Origin of the sequence: Candidatus Vicinibacter affinis (assembly GCA_016714365.1) — a bacterium.
GTDB classification, from domain to species: Bacteria; Bacteroidota; Bacteroidia; order Chitinophagales; family Saprospiraceae; genus Vicinibacter; species Vicinibacter affinis.
This window is the reverse complement of record JADJNH010000005.1, coordinates 2807346-2821574: the sequence shown is the minus strand read 5'-3', so window position 1 is coordinate 2821574 and position 14229 is coordinate 2807346. Positions and strand designations below refer to the sequence as shown.

The window sequence follows — 14229 nt, the reverse complement described above, 5'->3', positions numbered from 1 at the left end:
GATATGCCAGTTAAAAAATTAAAACCCGTTACTCCGGGCACCCGATTCAGGGTTGCCAATACCTTCGAGGAGCTCACGACCGATGTGCCTGAAAAGTCATTGTTGGCTCCTATGTCAGGTACAGGAGGAAGGAATAATCAAGGAAGACGTACCACCAGACACAGAGGGGGAGGTCACAAACAAAAATATAGGTTAATCGACTTTTTGAGAAATAAAGATGGTATCAGTGCTACAGTTAAAAGCATTGAATACGATCCAAATAGGACCGCTTTTATTGCACTATTGGTTTATGCAGATGGTGAAAAAAGATACATTTTAGCCCCTCAAGGGTTGAAGGTTGGGACCAAACTAGTCAGCGGTCCAGGTGCGGCTCCTGAAATCGGAAATGCCTTGTTGCTTGCAGAAGTACCACTGGGATCAAGCATTCATTCAATAGAATTGCATCCTGGACAAGGTGCGGCATTGGTTAGATCAGCCGGAACTTCTGCTACCATGATGGGAAAAGAAGACCGTTATGCTGTTGTTAAAATGCCTTCAGGTGAAGTGAGACGAATTCTAATGTCATGTAAGGCTACCATTGGCTCGACATCAAATCCCGATCATGCACTTGAAGCAATTGGCAAAGCTGGAAGATATCGTTGGCTTGGATTTAAATCCAGATCTAGGGGGGTTGCGATGAATCCTGTTGATCACCCTATGGGTGGTGGAGAGGGTAGATCTTCCGGAGGACAGCCAAGATCAAGAAATGGTCAGTTTTCTAAAGGACTTAAAACCAGAAGTCCACACAAGCATTCTGACAATCTGATTGTTTCTAAAAGAAAAACTAAATAAAGTTAATTTTTAAACCACCATTGAAAAAATATGGCAAGATCAATAAAAAAAGGACCTTACGTTTACCATAAATTGCTAGATAAGGTACTTAAAGCTAAAGAAACAAACAAGAAATCTGTAATTAAAACTTGGAGTAGAGCTTCCATGATAATTCCAGATATGGTTGGTGAAACAATAGCTGTACACAATGGTAAATCTTTTATCCCTGTGTATGTTTCTGAAAATATGGTAGGGCATAAGTTGGGAGAATTTTCTCCAACCAGAACATTCAAGGGTCATTCCGGTAACCGCTAATTTAAAATACAAGGGAAATAAGAATATGGAAGCAGTAGCTAAATTAAGAAATTGCCCGATGTCTCCCCGAAAAATGAGACTGGTCGTAGACCTTATCAGGGGAAAGAAGGTGAATCAGGCTTTGAGCATTCTCAAGTATACTAAAAAAGAAGCTTCGGGTTGGTTGGAAAAACTTCTCTTATCGGCCATAAACAATTGGGAGCAAAAACATGGAGAAGGTGAAGCCGACAATCACGATCTGATCGTTAAGACTGCGTTTGTTGATGGAGGAGCTGTAATTAAGCGATTTCAGCCAGCTCCACATGGACGTGCGCATCGAATTAGGAAGCGTAGAAACCATGTTACCTTGATTGTTGCTTCTCAAAACAAATCTAATTAATAGCTTTATTAAATAATAAATTAATGGGTCAAAAAGCAAATCCAATTGGTAACCGATTAGGAATCATCAGAGGATGGGAGTCTAACTGGTTTGGTGGACATAACATGGCGCAAAAAGTAGTTGAAGATGAAAAAATCAGAAACTATTTGAATGCCAGGATACCTAAGGGAGGTATTGCCAGGATAGTTATTGAACGTACTCTCAAGCGTATAACTGTTTCAATTCAGACTTCCAGACCAGGGATTATTATTGGTAAGGGTGGAACAGAAGTAGATAGAATTCGGGAAGAACTTAAAAAGTTATCTGATCAGGATGTTCAAATCAATATTATTGAGATTAGAAAACCGGAATTAGATGCAGCTATCGTAGGAGATTCTGTTGCCAAGCAAATTGAATCCAGGATAAACTACAGAAGAGCTATAAAAATGGCGATTCAATCAACCATAAGAGCAGGTGCTGAAGGAGTAAAGATTCGAGTTTCAGGTCGATTGAATGGTGCAGAGATGGCACGCTCTGAAGAATACAAAGAAGGCCGTATACCATTGCATACTTTTAGAGCAGATATTGATTATTCAATAAAGGAAGCACTAACCGTTTATGGTAAGATTGGGATTAAGGTATGGATTTGCAAGGGTGAAGTATTCACTAAAAGGGATTTATCTCCACTTGTAGGTGTTGCCAAAAAAGAAACAAAACCTTTTAAAGGTGGAGGTAGACCAGAAAGACCAGGAGGGGGAGAAGGAAGAAGGGATAAAAGGAGATAATATTCAATAAATTGTTGTAATTTTGCAACTCTTTTTTTAAAAGACAAATAGAATAAAGTCATGTTACAGCCTAAACGACTGAAATACAGGAAACAACAAAAAGGTAGAAACAAAGGAGATGCCCATAGAGGGCATACTATAGCGTTTGGCTCTTTTGGTTTGAAATCACTTGACGGAGCAAGATTGACAAACCGACAGATTGAAGCTGCCAGGGTTGCAATGACTCGTCATATGAAGAGAGAAGGGTCAGTATGGATTAGAATTTTTCCTGACAGACCTGTTACTTCAAAGCCCGCAGAAGTAAGGATGGGAAAGGGAAAAGGAGCTTTGGATCATTATGTTGCGATCATTAAACCTGGTACCATCATGTTTGAAATGGATGGAGTTCCATTTAATGTTGCGGAAGAGGCTTTTAATCTTGCGGCACAAAAGCTACCTGTTTTGACTAAAATGGTAGTAAGAAGAGATTATCAAAATGTTGCATCAAATTAATATTTTATGGGACTTAAAAAATATTCCGATATCATAAATACTGAACTTGAGACTCTTGAGAGAGATCTAAAAGTCGCGAAGGATAATCTTCACAAGTTAAAGTTTGAACATAAAGTTAAAGGGTTGTCTAATCCGTCAGTAATCAGGCACTTGAGAAGAGAAATTGCCCAGATGAATACTGAATTAACTAAAAGAAAATAATTATCAAGTCATTCATAGAAGACACAATTAATTTAATCTCCAGCATGGAAAGAAATCTTCGAAAACAAAGAGTTGGTGTGGTGAGCAGCAATAAAATGGAAAAGACCATTGCAGTTACCATTCAGCAAAGGCTTTTGCATCCAAAATATGGCAAATACGTTAAGAAAAACAAGAAGTATTATGCTCATGATGAAAAAAATGAATGCAATGTAGGTGATTTGGTAAAAATCATGGAAACAAGACCGCTTAGTAAATTAAAGTGCTGGCGCCTTGTAGAAATCATTAAGAAAGGTGAATAAAAAACAGCGTTATGATACAACAAGAAAGCAGGCTTAGGGTAGCAGATAATAGTGGCGCAAAGGAAGTTTTGTGTATTAGGGTTTTAGGAGGAACTGCCAGAAGATATGCCTCATTAGGAGACAAGATAGTAGTTTCAGTAAAATCTGCTTCACCAGGTGGAGTAAAAAAAGGAACAGTTTCCAAAGCAGTAATTGTGCGTACTGCAAAGGAGGTAAAAAGGAGAGATGGTTCATACATCCGTTTCGATGATAATGCAGTCGTACTTCTAAATGCAAATGATGAGCCTAGGGGTACAAGGATTTTTGGTCCAGTGGCCAGAGAGTTGAGAGAAAAAGATTACATGAGAATCGTTTCTTTAGCACCCGAAGTTTTATAATGAAAGTTAATATCCAGGTGATGAAACTGAAAATAAAAAAAGGAGATACCGTGCAGGTAATCGCAGGTTCCCAGAAAGGAAAAAAGGGTACCGTTGTTTCTGTTTTGAAAGAAGTAAATAGAGCAGTTGTTGAGGGGGTTAATATTGTCAAAAAACATATGAAGCCAACCAATAATAATCCAGGAGGGATTGTTGAGATGTCTGCCCCTTTACATATTTCAAATTTAGCTTTACTGGACCCGAAGTCTGGAAAACCAACAAGAGTTGGCTATCGTGAAGAAAAGGGAGTAAAAGTTAGATTTTCTAAAAAATCCAATGAAATTATTAAGTAATGAGTTACGTACCAAGATTAGCAGAATTTTATAAAAAAAATGTGGTTCCTGCGCTCATGGAGCAGTACAAGTACGGATCAGTTATGGAAGTTCCAAGATTGGTCAAGATCAGTATCAACCAAGGAATAGGTGCAGCCACTCAGGATAAAAAATTAATAGATGTTGCATTGGGGGAGTTAAGTACCATTACGGGTCAGAAGCCGGTAGCCACCTACTCTAAAAAAGCAATATCAAATTTTAAGCTTAGGGAGAAGATGCCAATTGGTGTGAAAGTCACTCTTAGAGCTCAGAAAATGTATGAGTTTCTTGATAGGTTCATAACTGTTGCTTTACCACGAGTTAGAGACTTTAGAGGAATTAATGATAATAGTTTTGATGGCAGGGGTAACTATTCCTTAGGTATTACAGAACAGATCATTTTTCCGGAAATCGATTTAGATAAAATCAATAAGATTGCCGGAATGGACATCACCTTTGTAACTACTGCTAAAACAGATGCAGAAGCATATACATTGTTAAAAGAATTGGGCCTTCCTTTTAAAAACGCTAAGAATTAATATCGAATATGTCAAAGAAATCAATCATTGCCAGGCAGCATAAGCGAGAAAGAATGGTCGCAAAATTTGCTGATTTAAGAGCAAAACTTAAGAAAGAAGGTGATTGGGAAGCATTGGATAAGCTTCCAAAGAACAGTTCTGCTGTCAGATTAAAAAACAGATGTCAATTGACTGGAAGACCAAAAGGTTATATGAGGAGATTCGGTCTTTCAAGGAATGTTTTTAGATTGATGGCTCTGGATGGTAAAATTCCAGGAATTACAAAAGCTAGTTGGTAATAATTTAATAAGAATAGTTTATTATGATAGTCACAGATCCTATTGCAGATTTTCTTACCAGGATTAGAAATGCCCAGGCAGCTGGACATAGGGTAGTAGAGATTCCTGCTTCAGCACTCAAAAAGACATTAACTGAAATTCTGTACAACTACGGTTATATTTTGAAATATACCTTCGTTGATACTGAAAACAAGCAAGGTGCTATTAAAATAGCCTTGAAATATGATGCCATAACTAAGCTACCTGTAATTAGGGAGCTGGTTAGAGTTAGTAGACCAGGGAGAAGAATTTACAAACCGGCAGATGAACTTCCTAAGGTAATAAATGGATTAGGGATATCTCTAATTTCGACCTCAAAGGGTATTATGACGGACAAGGAAGCTAGGAAGCAGCACGTAGGTGGGGAAGTTTTATGTTACGTTTGTTAAGCCTGTAAAAGATTTAAATTATGTCAAGGATTGGTAAAAAAATCATTTCGATCCCGAGTGGAGTCGAAGTTAATATCGAGAAAAACAGGATCACTGCGAAAGGCCCTAAGGGTTCTTTAACTCAAGTGATAGATCCTGATATGAGCCTTAGCATTGAAGGAGGAGTTCTTAATGTTACTCGTCCTACAGAGCAAAAACGTCATAAATCTCTTCATGGACTTACAAGAGCTTTGGTTAGCAATTTAATTACAGGAGTTTCTGATGGTTTTACCAGAGAGATGGAATTGGTAGGGGTAGGATTCAGGGTTTCTAATACTGGAAATCTCCTTGAAGTTTCTGTTGGTTATTCACATCCTATTATGTTCTATGTACCGGATGATATCAAAGTTGAAACTTTAACTGAAAAAGGTCAAAATCCAAAAATTATTTTAAGAGGATCCGACAAGCAGCTATTAGGTCAGGTTTGTGCAAAAATCAGATCATTCAAGAAGCCTGAGCCTTTCAAAGGAAAGGGTATCAAGTTTGCGGGAGAAATATTGAGAAGAAAAGCTGGTAAGTCAGCTGGTAAATAATTATAATTCCTTTTGTATGAAAAATAGTTTAGAAAAAAGGCAGAGTGTAAAATTTAGGATCAGGAGGAAGATTAATGGTTCTCCTGAAAGGCCAAGGTTGTCTGTCTATAAAAGCAATAAATTTATTTATTGTCAATTGGTGGATGATACAATGGGTCACACTATTTGTGCCGCCACGTCTAAAGGTTTAGCGGTAAGTAAAATTGAACAGGCTAAGGAAGTAGGTAAAATGATAGCCCAAAAAGCTATGGCTCATAATATTAGTTCGATTGTATTTGATAGGAACGGTTATATATATCACGGTCGTGTTAAAGCTTTGGCTGAGGGCGCACGGGAAGGTGGACTTAATTTTTAATTTTTTATTGAAATTTTATGGCTAAAACGAATATTGTCAGAGTTAAAGTTGGAGAAACTGAACTAAAAGATAAATTAGTTGCATTGAATCGTGTTGCGAAAGTTACAAAGGGTGGTAGAACATTTAGTTTTTCAGCTTTAGTAGTTGTAGGGGATGGGCATGGCACAGTGGGGCAAGGTTTAGGTAAGGCCCGAGAAGTTTCGGATGCCATTTCTAAAGCTGTGGACGATGCCAAGAAGAATATGGTTAAAGTGTATATTCATAAGGGAACCATTCCACATGATCAACATGGAAAATTTGGAGCGGGTAGAGTTTTTATCAAACCAGCATCAGATGGTACGGGTGTTATTGCAGGTGGAGCCATGAGAGCTGTTTTGGAAATTGCTGGAGTACACAATGTATTGGCCAAATCAAATGGTTCATCCAACCCTCATAATGTTGTCAAGGCAACAATAGATGCACTGACTAAAGTTAGAAGTCCTTATGAAGTTGCTAAATCAAGGAAACTTGAAGTCGAAAAGGTTTTTGAAGGAATTTAATTAGGTAATTATGTCAAGAGTTAGAATAGTTCAAGTAAAGAGTGTCATCAAGACCAGTGCAAGACAAAAACAAACAATTGAAGCGTTGGGATTGCGCAATGTGCATGACGCAGTTGAGTTGGATATGAATCCTGCTATCATGGGAATGGTAGAAAAAGTAAAACATTTAGTCACAGTTGAAAAGATCTGATCATGGAATTACATAATCTTAAGCCGGCCAAAGGAGCAATTCATAAAGAGAAACGGATTGCCAGAGGAGAAGGATCAGGCCATGGAGGAACCGCAACCAAAGGGCACAAGGGTGCTAAATCTCGTTCAGGTGTTAAAGTTAAGCGAGGATTTGAAGGAGGTCAGACTCCTATGCACCGAAGGTTACCAAAAATTGGTTTCAAGAATATTTCACGCATAGAATTCAGAGTCATAAATCTGGATCAGTTGGCTGATTATGCTCAGTTGAATGATATTAAGGTTTTTGATGCTGAAATTTTTAATCAACTTGGGGTTTGTAAACCTAGCGAAAAGATTAAACTATTAGCAAGGGGAGAAGCTGCAGCTAACTTAAACTTGAAAGTTCATGCATGTTCACAAACTGCAATGGATAAGATTAAAGCCGCAGGAGGTTCTGTAGAACTCATATAATATAAATCATGAAAAAATTTATAGAGACCTTACAAAATATTTGGAGCATAAAGGAATTGAGAGATAAGATCCTTTTCACTTTTGCGCTATTGGCAGTTTTTCGTGCAGGATCATTTATAGTGCTACCCGGTGTAATACCTGGCGTACTTTCAAATGCTTCAAATAGCAGTAATAGTTTGTTTGGGTTGATCAACACATATACCGGAGGTGCTTTTAATCAGGCTTCTATCTTTGCCTTAGGTATTATGCCTTACATTACTTCCTCTATCATCGTCCAACTTTTGGGCTTTGCGGTCCCTTATTTTCAAAGACTTCAACAAAAAGAAGGGGAATCTGGAAGAAGAAAGTTGAATCAAATTACACGAATCCTTACAGTCTTCATTACTTTGGTTCAAGGAGGAGGTTACTTAACCTATATCCAGTCTATTGGGGCAGTGGCGCCAGATGTGAGTCCTTTTGTTTTTTGGTTTTCGAATAGTATTATATTGGCCACAGGAACTATTTTTTCTATGTGGTTAGGAGAAAGAATAACGGATAGGGGTATTGGCAATGGTGTATCCATGATCATTATGATTGGTATTATTGCTGCATTGCCTGGAGCATTCAGTTTTGAAATTCAGTCTCAATTGTCAAACAACGGTTTAATTCTATTCATTTTTGAATTAGTGATTTTATTCCTGACAATTATTGCTTCAATTTTAGTTGTTCAGGGAGTGAGAAAAATTCCTATTCAATTTGCTAAAAGAATGGTAGGAAGAGGAGGAGGAGCTATGCCTGTACAAACGGATAGAGATTACATTCCTCTAAAAGTTAATGCTGCTGGGGTAATGCCTATTATTTTTGCTCAAGCTATTATGTTTCTTCCACTTACGGCTGTTCAGTACGTTACAGGCGATCCAAGTGTCGGAAGTTCAGGGGTTATGAGGACGCTTACGGATCCTTATGGATTTTGGCATAATTTTATAACTTTTGTGTTGGTAGTCGGGTTCACGTACGTTTATACCGCTTTAATTGTTAATCCGCAGAACTACGCGGAGTATCTTAAAAGGAACAATGCATTTATCCCGGGTATCAAGCCTGGTCCGGATACTGAGGAATACATCGATACCACTACGACTAGAATTACATTGCCTGGCTCTGTTTTTCTTGGCATAATAACCATTCTTCCGGCTATTGCAGTTTTATTTGGAGTCAATCAGCAGTTTGCAAGGTTTTTTGGAGGATCTTCAATACTCATTTTAGTGGGTGTTGTTCTTGATACATTGGCACAAATTGAGTCTTACTTGTTGATGAGAAAATACGACGGATTGGTTAAATCCGGTAGGATAGAAGGTAGAAGCTCAACTGGAATGGGCCCTGTGGTCGGATAAAACCTTTACTCCAAATACATGATTTATCTAAAACATGATGAGGAGATTGAGCTCATTCGAAAAAGCAGTGTGCTGGTTTGCGAAACCATAGCAGAAGTTTCATCTCTAATTAAAGTCGGTAGTTCAGGTAGTATTCTTGATAAAAGAGCAGAGGAATTCATAAGGGATCATGGAGGAATACCAGCCTTTAAGGGGCATCATGGATTTCCGGCTTCACTTTGTATTTCTATCAATGAAGCAGTTGTCCATGGAATACCTAGTGAATTGGTTTTTCAAGAAGGAGATTTAATATCAGTAGATTGTGGGGTAGTAATGAATGGATATTATGGTGACTCCGCATATACATTTGGTTTAGGAAATATATCAGAAAAAGTTAAGGAATTGATGAAGGTCACAGAAGAGTGCCTTTATTTGGGAATAAATGCATCTATCCTTGGTAATAGAGTTGGAGATATAAGTTGGGCAATTCAAAACCATGCTGAAAAAGTTCATCACTATGGTGTTGTCAGAGAACTTGTAGGTCATGGTATAGGAAAATCCCTTCACGAAGCTCCGGAAGTGCCTAATTACGGGCAGGCAGGTAAAGGACCTCTACTGAAGGAAGGAATGACGATTGCAATTGAGCCAATGATAAACTTGGGGACCAGGAAAATTAAGCAGTTGAAGGACGGGTGGACCGTAATTACAGCGGACAAATTGGCATCTGCACATTATGAGCATACAATTGCAATTTGTAAAGAGGGACCTAAGATTCTTTCAAATCATGAAATTATTAAAAATGCCATTAAAAATAATCCTGAATTATTAAAATAAATCCTAAAATAGTTAGATATTTGCACTCCGAAAATCAAAAGATGACCAAAAAAAATCTAATCCAACAGGATGGCATTATAGAGGAAGCTCTTTCGAATGCCATGTTCAGGGTTAGACTACAAAATGATCATCTTATAATCGCCACAATATCAGGAAAAATGAGAATGAATTACATTCGTATTCTTCCTGGAGATAAGGTTTCAGTAGAAATGAGCCCTTATGATTTGTCGAGAGGTCGTATAACATATAGATATAAATAAACGAGATGAAAGTTCGTGCATCGATAAAGAAAAGGACAGTAGACTGCAAGTTTGTCAGAAGAAAGGGCAGATTGTATATCATTAATAAGAAAAATCCAAAATTTAAACAACGTCAAGGTTAAAACTTAACAAATGGCTCGTATTGCAGGTATAGATCTTCCAAGGAATAAGAGAGGGGTTATCGCCCTTACATATATTTATGGCATTGGTAACACCACTGCGAAAAATATCTTATCAAAACTAGACATTAATGAAAGTGTTCGAGTGAATGAGTGGTCAAACGATCAGGTTCAATCGATTTCTAAATTAATACAGGATGAGGTAAAAGTAGAGGGGGAGCTTCGGTCTGAGGTCCAGTTAAGTATTAAGAGACTCATGGACATAGCCTGTTTTAGAGGTATTAGACATCGTAAGGGTTTACCCGTAAGAGGGCAGCGTACGAAGACCAATGCCAGAACGCGTAAAGGGAAAAGAAAGACAGTTGCCAACAAAAAGAAAGCAACTAAATAATAATTCATCTAATCGGTTAATAATTAGGAAATGGCAAAGGGCAAAAAGGCTAAAAAGAGGAAAGTTAAGGTCGATGCTGACGGGTTGGTTTACATCCAAGCCACTTTTAACAATATCATCATTTCACTTTGTAACAGGGCTGGGGAGGTAATCAGTTGGTCCAGTGCAGGTAAATCTGGTTTTAAAGGATCTAAGAAGAATACCCCATATGCCGCGCAGCTATCTGCGAATGATGCAGCTGGTGTTGCTTTTGAAGCAGGAATGCGTTCCGCAGAGGTATTTGTTAAGGGACCGGGTTCCGGTAGAGAGGCGGCTATAAGGGCAATTGATGCTACTGGAATTAAAGTTTTAAAAATTACCGACTTAACACCAATTCCGCACAACGGCTGTAGGCCCCCTAAACACAGACGTATCTAATTTAGCTAATCAACAGAATTTAATTTATGGCAAGATATACAGGACCCGTCACTAAAAAATCGAGAGCATTCGGGCAGTCCCTTACAGGTTTTGACAAATCTTTTGAAAAGAAAAAGTATCCACCAGGGCAACATGGTCCTTCCCGTAAGAAGAAGCAAAAATCTGACTATGCTCTTCAATTGTTAGAAAAGCAAAAGGCCAAATATACATATGGAGTGTTGGAGCGTCAGTTTAGAAATATTTTCCATGATGCCCATAAGAAATCAGGTGTAACCGGTGAAGTATTGTTTCAGTTTCTGGAGGCTCGTTTAGATAATACAGTTTATAGACTTGGTATTTCCCCCACTAGAAAGGGTGCAAGACAATTAGTTTCTCACCGGCATATTACAGTGAATGGCAAGGTTGCAAATATCCCTTCCCTAAGACTAAAACCCGGAGACACAGTGGCTGTAAGAGGTAATTCTCAGAATCTAGATTACATAAGCCACCAAGTTGCTCAAAAATCAGATGTAAGAAAATTCGGTTGGTTGGAATGGAATACAGATAAGATGGAAGGTAAGTTTCTACAATATCCATCAAGAGATCAGGTCCCAGAGAATATCAACGAACAATTAATTGTTGAGTTGTATTCTAAGTAATCGGAATTTATTTACTAAAAGTAATATAATAGGATATGAGTATTTTAAATTTTCAAAAGCCCGATAAAATCATTCTTCAAAAAGCTACGGAGTTTGACGGATCTTTTGAATTCAAACCTTTAGAACCCGGATTTGGACAAACGCTTGGCAATTCCTTACGAAGGATACTCCTTTCCTCATTAGAGGGTTATGCCATTACCCATGTTAGAATAGCTGGCGTTGAACACGAATTTTCAACTATAAAAGGGGTTATTGAAGATGTTATTGAAATCATCCTGAATCTGAAACAAATTCGTTTGAAGAGCAAATTAGAGAAGGATGAGATTAAGGAGGAGAAAATATACATTACCATCAGTGGAAAGGAAGTTTTCAAAGCAGGAGATATTGAGAAATTTACAAATGTTTTTGAGGTAACTAATCCTGATCAGGTGGTTTGTCATATGGAGCCATTTGTAAACCTGGAGATTGAGCTTACCATTGCAAAAGGAAGAGGTTATGTGCCTGCTGATGAGAACATGACAAAGGATTTACCAATTGGAGTAATTCCTGTTGATGCAATTTATACACCCATCAAAAAAGTTTCTTACAGTATTTCAAATACGCGTGTTGGCCAAAAGACAGATTACGAAAAATTGCTTTTAGACATTAAAACGGATGGCACTATACATCCTGAGGAGGCTGTAAAGGAGGCTGCCAGAATAATGATACAGCATCTTTTATTAATTACAGACGAAAATATTACTTTCGAAGATGCTGTTCGTAAGGAAGACACGATAGTGGATGAGCATGTTTTGCACATGCGAAAATTATTGAAAACTCCTTTGGAAGATCTTGATTTGTCCGTAAGAGCTTATAATTGCCTGAAGGCGGCAAAAATTAACTCTCTCGGAGAAATGGTTAAGTTTGATACACACGAGTTGTTGAAATTTAGAAATTTTGGTAAGAAATCCCTTGTTGAAATTGAGGAACTTTTACAGTCAAAGAACCTGAGTTTTGGAATGGATCTTTCAAAATATAAACTGGACGAAGAATAGTCGATTCAGAAATATTGATTTTATTATAGACTAAAAGATTGAGTCATGAGACATGGTAAAGCGTTTAACCATCTAAGCAGAAAAAAAGGACATCGTTCGGCTTTGCTAAGAAATTTAGCCGGAGCACTTATAAAATATAAAAGAATAAGCACTACAGTGGCCAAAGCGAAGGCCCTTAGGGTTTATATTGAACCATTGATCACAAAATCAAAGAACAATTCAACTCACTCAAGAAGGATTGTTTTTAGTTATTTGCAAAACAAAGATGTTGTTGCTTCTTTGTTTGGAGAAGTTGCTGAAAAAGTTGCAACAAGACCTGGAGGATACACAAGAGTTATCCGAACCGGATTTCGAAAAGGTGATGGTGCAGAAATGGCCATGATTGAACTCGTAGATTTTAACAATATTATGGTTTCTACCTCTGTAGCAGAATCTCCTATGGCTAAAACTGCGAAGAGAACTAGAAGATCCGCAAAGAAAACTAAATCTGAAGCCGAAGGTGCTGTTGAAAATTCAACCGAAGAGTTGAATTCTGAAGATTCGGAAACAAAAGAATAAATCGAAGCGGCTTTTTGCCGCTTTTTTTTTGCATTTTCTTTTGATAAAAAATGGCTTAGAGATTCTTTTATTGTCATTTCAACTCGCGAGATACTATATTATTTATGTTCTGTGACTTAGAGATTATATATTTGCATTTATTTTATATAAATTGATTTAATGTCTAAAAATTTTCGTGAACCAGCTATACTTTTATTAAAGGATGGCACAGTTTTTCACGGCAAATCTGCAGGAATCATTGGTACGACGGTTGGAGAAATCTGCTTTAATACCGGCATGACAGGGTATCAGGAAATCTTCACCGATCCAAGTTACTTCCGCCAGATACTGGTAATGACGAATGTTCATATTGGAAATTATGGTACACACCAAAAGGAAGTTGAATCCTCCAATATCCAAATTGCTGGTTTAGTATGTCGTAATTTTTCTGATCATTTCAGCAGATTAAATACTGATTCTTCGCTGCAGGAATATTTAGAGATGAACAGTTTAGTTTGCATTCATGATATTGATACACGAGCCTTGGTAAGACATATCAGGGTAAATGGTGCGATGAATGCCATTATATCAAATGAACAATTTGATATTCAAAAACTTAGAGAATTATTGGATGGAGTTCCAGATATGCATGGATTGGAGTTAGCATCTAAAGTGACAACCAAACAAATATATGATATTCCAAATACTGAAAATTCAGTTCGCCTTGCGGTCTTGGATTTTGGTATAAAATCGAGCATATTAAAACAGCTTAACCAGCATCATTTCAATGTTAGAGTATTTCCTGCTCAAACGAATATATCAACCATGTTGGATTGGAAGCCAGATGCTTTTTTTCTGTCGAACGGGCCGGGGGATCCTTCGAGCATGGATTATGCCATCCAAACGGCAAGTCAAATTTTAGAGTCCGGTAAGCCGGCATTTGGTATATGTTTGGGGCATCAGATTTTTGGTTTGGCTATGGGAATAAAGACAGTCAAAATGCTAAATGGCCACAGAGGTTCAAATCATGCGGTCCTAAATCTTGAAACAGGTTTGGGTGAAATCACCTGTCAAAATCATGGATTTGCTCTTGATACGGAACAGGTTCTTTCCAGTAAGCATAAAATATCATTAAGTCATATCAATTTAAATGACAAAAGTGTTGAGGGTATTCGGATTAATGACCGTCCCGTTTTCAGTGTTCAGTACCACCCCGAAGCAGGGCCTGGACCACATGATTCCAGATATTTGTTTCATCAGTTTTCAAGTATGGTCAACAAAGAATTGGGAATTAGTCAAATTTTAAATTAGTA

27 protein-coding genes are annotated in these 14229 nt (G+C 37.7%); all 27 read left to right on the top strand.

What is annotated here, in order from left to right:
• Positions 1 to 3 precede the first annotated feature (3 nt).
• The 27 genes from rplB to carA all read left to right on the top strand — a co-directional run bounded on the left by rplB (position 4) and on the right by carA (position 14227).
• Entirely contained in the window at positions 4 to 831 is an 828-nt protein-coding gene (gene rplB / locus IPJ53_11155) for a 50S ribosomal protein L2 (protein ID MBK7799664.1), read from the top strand.
• Positions 832 to 861: 30 nt separating this feature from the next.
• Positions 862 to 1125 carry a 30S ribosomal protein S19 gene (gene rpsS, locus IPJ53_11150; GenBank protein ID MBK7799663.1) on the top strand — a complete coding sequence of 88 codons (264 nt, stop codon included), beginning with the start codon at positions 862 to 864 and terminating at the stop codon, positions 1123 to 1125.
• A gap of 25 nt (positions 1126 to 1150) precedes the next feature.
• Entirely contained in the window at positions 1151 to 1504 is a 354-nt protein-coding gene (gene rplV, locus IPJ53_11145; GenBank protein MBK7799662.1) for a 50S ribosomal protein L22, read from the top strand.
• Between the two features lie 23 nt (positions 1505 to 1527).
• Positions 1528 to 2268, top strand: a complete 741-nt coding sequence (gene rpsC, locus IPJ53_11140; GenBank protein ID MBK7799661.1) for a 30S ribosomal protein S3 — start codon at positions 1528 to 1530, stop codon at positions 2266 to 2268.
• A gap of 60 nt (positions 2269 to 2328) precedes the next feature.
• Positions 2329 to 2760: a 50S ribosomal protein L16 gene (gene rplP, locus IPJ53_11135; GenBank protein MBK7799660.1), complete on the top strand. Its 432-nt coding sequence runs from the start codon at positions 2329 to 2331 to the stop codon at positions 2758 to 2760.
• A gap of 6 nt (positions 2761 to 2766) precedes the next feature.
• Positions 2767 to 2961 (top strand): 50S ribosomal protein L29, encoded by a 195-nt coding sequence (gene rpmC, locus IPJ53_11130; protein ID MBK7799659.1) that lies wholly within the window; start codon positions 2767 to 2769, stop codon positions 2959 to 2961.
• Between the two features lie 44 nt (positions 2962 to 3005).
• Complete coding sequence (gene rpsQ / locus IPJ53_11125) at positions 3006 to 3260, top strand: 30S ribosomal protein S17 (protein MBK7799658.1); 255 nt, start codon at positions 3006 to 3008, stop codon at positions 3258 to 3260.
• Between the two features lie 11 nt (positions 3261 to 3271).
• On the top strand, positions 3272 to 3637 hold the full coding sequence (gene rplN / locus IPJ53_11120) for a 50S ribosomal protein L14 (protein MBK7799657.1): 366 nt from the start codon (positions 3272 to 3274) through the stop codon (positions 3635 to 3637).
• Positions 3638 to 3663: 26 nt separating this feature from the next.
• Entirely contained in the window at positions 3664 to 3969 is a 306-nt protein-coding gene (gene rplX / locus IPJ53_11115) for a 50S ribosomal protein L24 (protein ID MBK7799656.1), read from the top strand.
• Positions 3969 to 4526 carry a 50S ribosomal protein L5 gene (gene rplE / locus IPJ53_11110; protein MBK7799655.1) on the top strand — a complete coding sequence of 186 codons (558 nt, stop codon included), beginning with the start codon at positions 3969 to 3971 and terminating at the stop codon, positions 4524 to 4526. Before rplX ends, rplE begins: the two co-directional genes overlap by 1 nt.
• 8 nt (positions 4527 to 4534) lie before the next feature.
• Complete coding sequence (gene rpsN, locus IPJ53_11105; protein MBK7799654.1) at positions 4535 to 4804, top strand: 30S ribosomal protein S14; 270 nt, start codon at positions 4535 to 4537, stop codon at positions 4802 to 4804.
• Between the two features lie 23 nt (positions 4805 to 4827).
• Complete coding sequence (rpsH, locus tag IPJ53_11100) at positions 4828 to 5232, top strand: 30S ribosomal protein S8 (protein ID MBK7799653.1); 405 nt, start codon at positions 4828 to 4830, stop codon at positions 5230 to 5232.
• Between the two features lie 20 nt (positions 5233 to 5252).
• Positions 5253 to 5804, top strand: coding sequence for a 50S ribosomal protein L6 (gene rplF, locus IPJ53_11095; GenBank protein MBK7799652.1), 552 nt, complete (start codon positions 5253 to 5255; stop codon positions 5802 to 5804).
• A 16-nt stretch (positions 5805 to 5820) separates the two neighbouring features.
• Positions 5821 to 6159 (top strand): 50S ribosomal protein L18, encoded by a 339-nt coding sequence (locus tag IPJ53_11090; GenBank protein ID MBK7799651.1) that lies wholly within the window; start codon positions 5821 to 5823, stop codon positions 6157 to 6159.
• 17 nt (positions 6160 to 6176) lie between these two features.
• The gene (rpsE, locus tag IPJ53_11085; protein MBK7799650.1) at positions 6177 to 6698 is read left to right on the top strand and encodes a 30S ribosomal protein S5; all 522 of its coding nucleotides are present in this window, start codon (positions 6177 to 6179) and stop codon (positions 6696 to 6698) included.
• 10 nt (positions 6699 to 6708) lie between these two features.
• Complete coding sequence (gene rpmD, locus IPJ53_11080) at positions 6709 to 6888, top strand: 50S ribosomal protein L30 (GenBank protein ID MBK7799649.1); 180 nt, start codon at positions 6709 to 6711, stop codon at positions 6886 to 6888.
• A gap of 2 nt (positions 6889 to 6890) precedes the next feature.
• Positions 6891 to 7337 (top strand): 50S ribosomal protein L15, encoded by a 447-nt coding sequence (rplO, locus tag IPJ53_11075; GenBank protein ID MBK7799648.1) that lies wholly within the window; start codon positions 6891 to 6893, stop codon positions 7335 to 7337.
• A gap of 8 nt (positions 7338 to 7345) precedes the next feature.
• On the top strand, positions 7346 to 8707 hold the full coding sequence (secY, locus tag IPJ53_11070) for a preprotein translocase subunit SecY (GenBank protein MBK7799647.1): 1362 nt from the start codon (positions 7346 to 7348) through the stop codon (positions 8705 to 8707).
• An 18-nt stretch (positions 8708 to 8725) separates the two neighbouring features.
• The gene (map, locus tag IPJ53_11065; protein MBK7799646.1) at positions 8726 to 9520 is read left to right on the top strand and encodes a type I methionyl aminopeptidase; all 795 of its coding nucleotides are present in this window, start codon (positions 8726 to 8728) and stop codon (positions 9518 to 9520) included.
• Positions 9521 to 9561: 41 nt separating this feature from the next.
• Positions 9562 to 9780 (top strand): translation initiation factor IF-1, encoded by a 219-nt coding sequence (infA, locus tag IPJ53_11060; GenBank protein MBK7799645.1) that lies wholly within the window; start codon positions 9562 to 9564, stop codon positions 9778 to 9780.
• A 5-nt stretch (positions 9781 to 9785) separates the two neighbouring features.
• On the top strand, positions 9786 to 9902 hold the full coding sequence (gene rpmJ, locus IPJ53_11055) for a 50S ribosomal protein L36 (GenBank protein MBK7799644.1): 117 nt from the start codon (positions 9786 to 9788) through the stop codon (positions 9900 to 9902).
• Between the two features lie 10 nt (positions 9903 to 9912).
• Complete coding sequence (rpsM, locus tag IPJ53_11050; GenBank protein MBK7799643.1) at positions 9913 to 10290, top strand: 30S ribosomal protein S13; 378 nt, start codon at positions 9913 to 9915, stop codon at positions 10288 to 10290.
• A gap of 30 nt (positions 10291 to 10320) precedes the next feature.
• Positions 10321 to 10707 carry a 30S ribosomal protein S11 gene (rpsK, locus tag IPJ53_11045; GenBank protein MBK7799642.1) on the top strand — a complete coding sequence of 129 codons (387 nt, stop codon included), beginning with the start codon at positions 10321 to 10323 and terminating at the stop codon, positions 10705 to 10707.
• A gap of 26 nt (positions 10708 to 10733) precedes the next feature.
• Positions 10734 to 11345 (top strand): 30S ribosomal protein S4, encoded by a 612-nt coding sequence (gene rpsD / locus IPJ53_11040; protein ID MBK7799641.1) that lies wholly within the window; start codon positions 10734 to 10736, stop codon positions 11343 to 11345.
• Positions 11346 to 11380: 35 nt separating this feature from the next.
• A complete protein-coding gene (locus tag IPJ53_11035) occupies positions 11381 to 12379 on the top strand; it encodes a DNA-directed RNA polymerase subunit alpha (GenBank protein ID MBK7799640.1) in 999 nt (332 codons plus the stop codon).
• A 45-nt stretch (positions 12380 to 12424) separates the two neighbouring features.
• Positions 12425 to 12937 (top strand): 50S ribosomal protein L17, encoded by a 513-nt coding sequence (rplQ, locus tag IPJ53_11030; protein ID MBK7799639.1) that lies wholly within the window; start codon positions 12425 to 12427, stop codon positions 12935 to 12937.
• 159 nt (positions 12938 to 13096) lie between these two features.
• Positions 13097 to 14227 (top strand): glutamine-hydrolyzing carbamoyl-phosphate synthase small subunit, encoded by a 1131-nt coding sequence (gene carA / locus IPJ53_11025; protein MBK7799638.1) that lies wholly within the window; start codon positions 13097 to 13099, stop codon positions 14225 to 14227.
• The last annotated feature ends 2 nt before the right edge of the window (positions 14228 to 14229 follow it).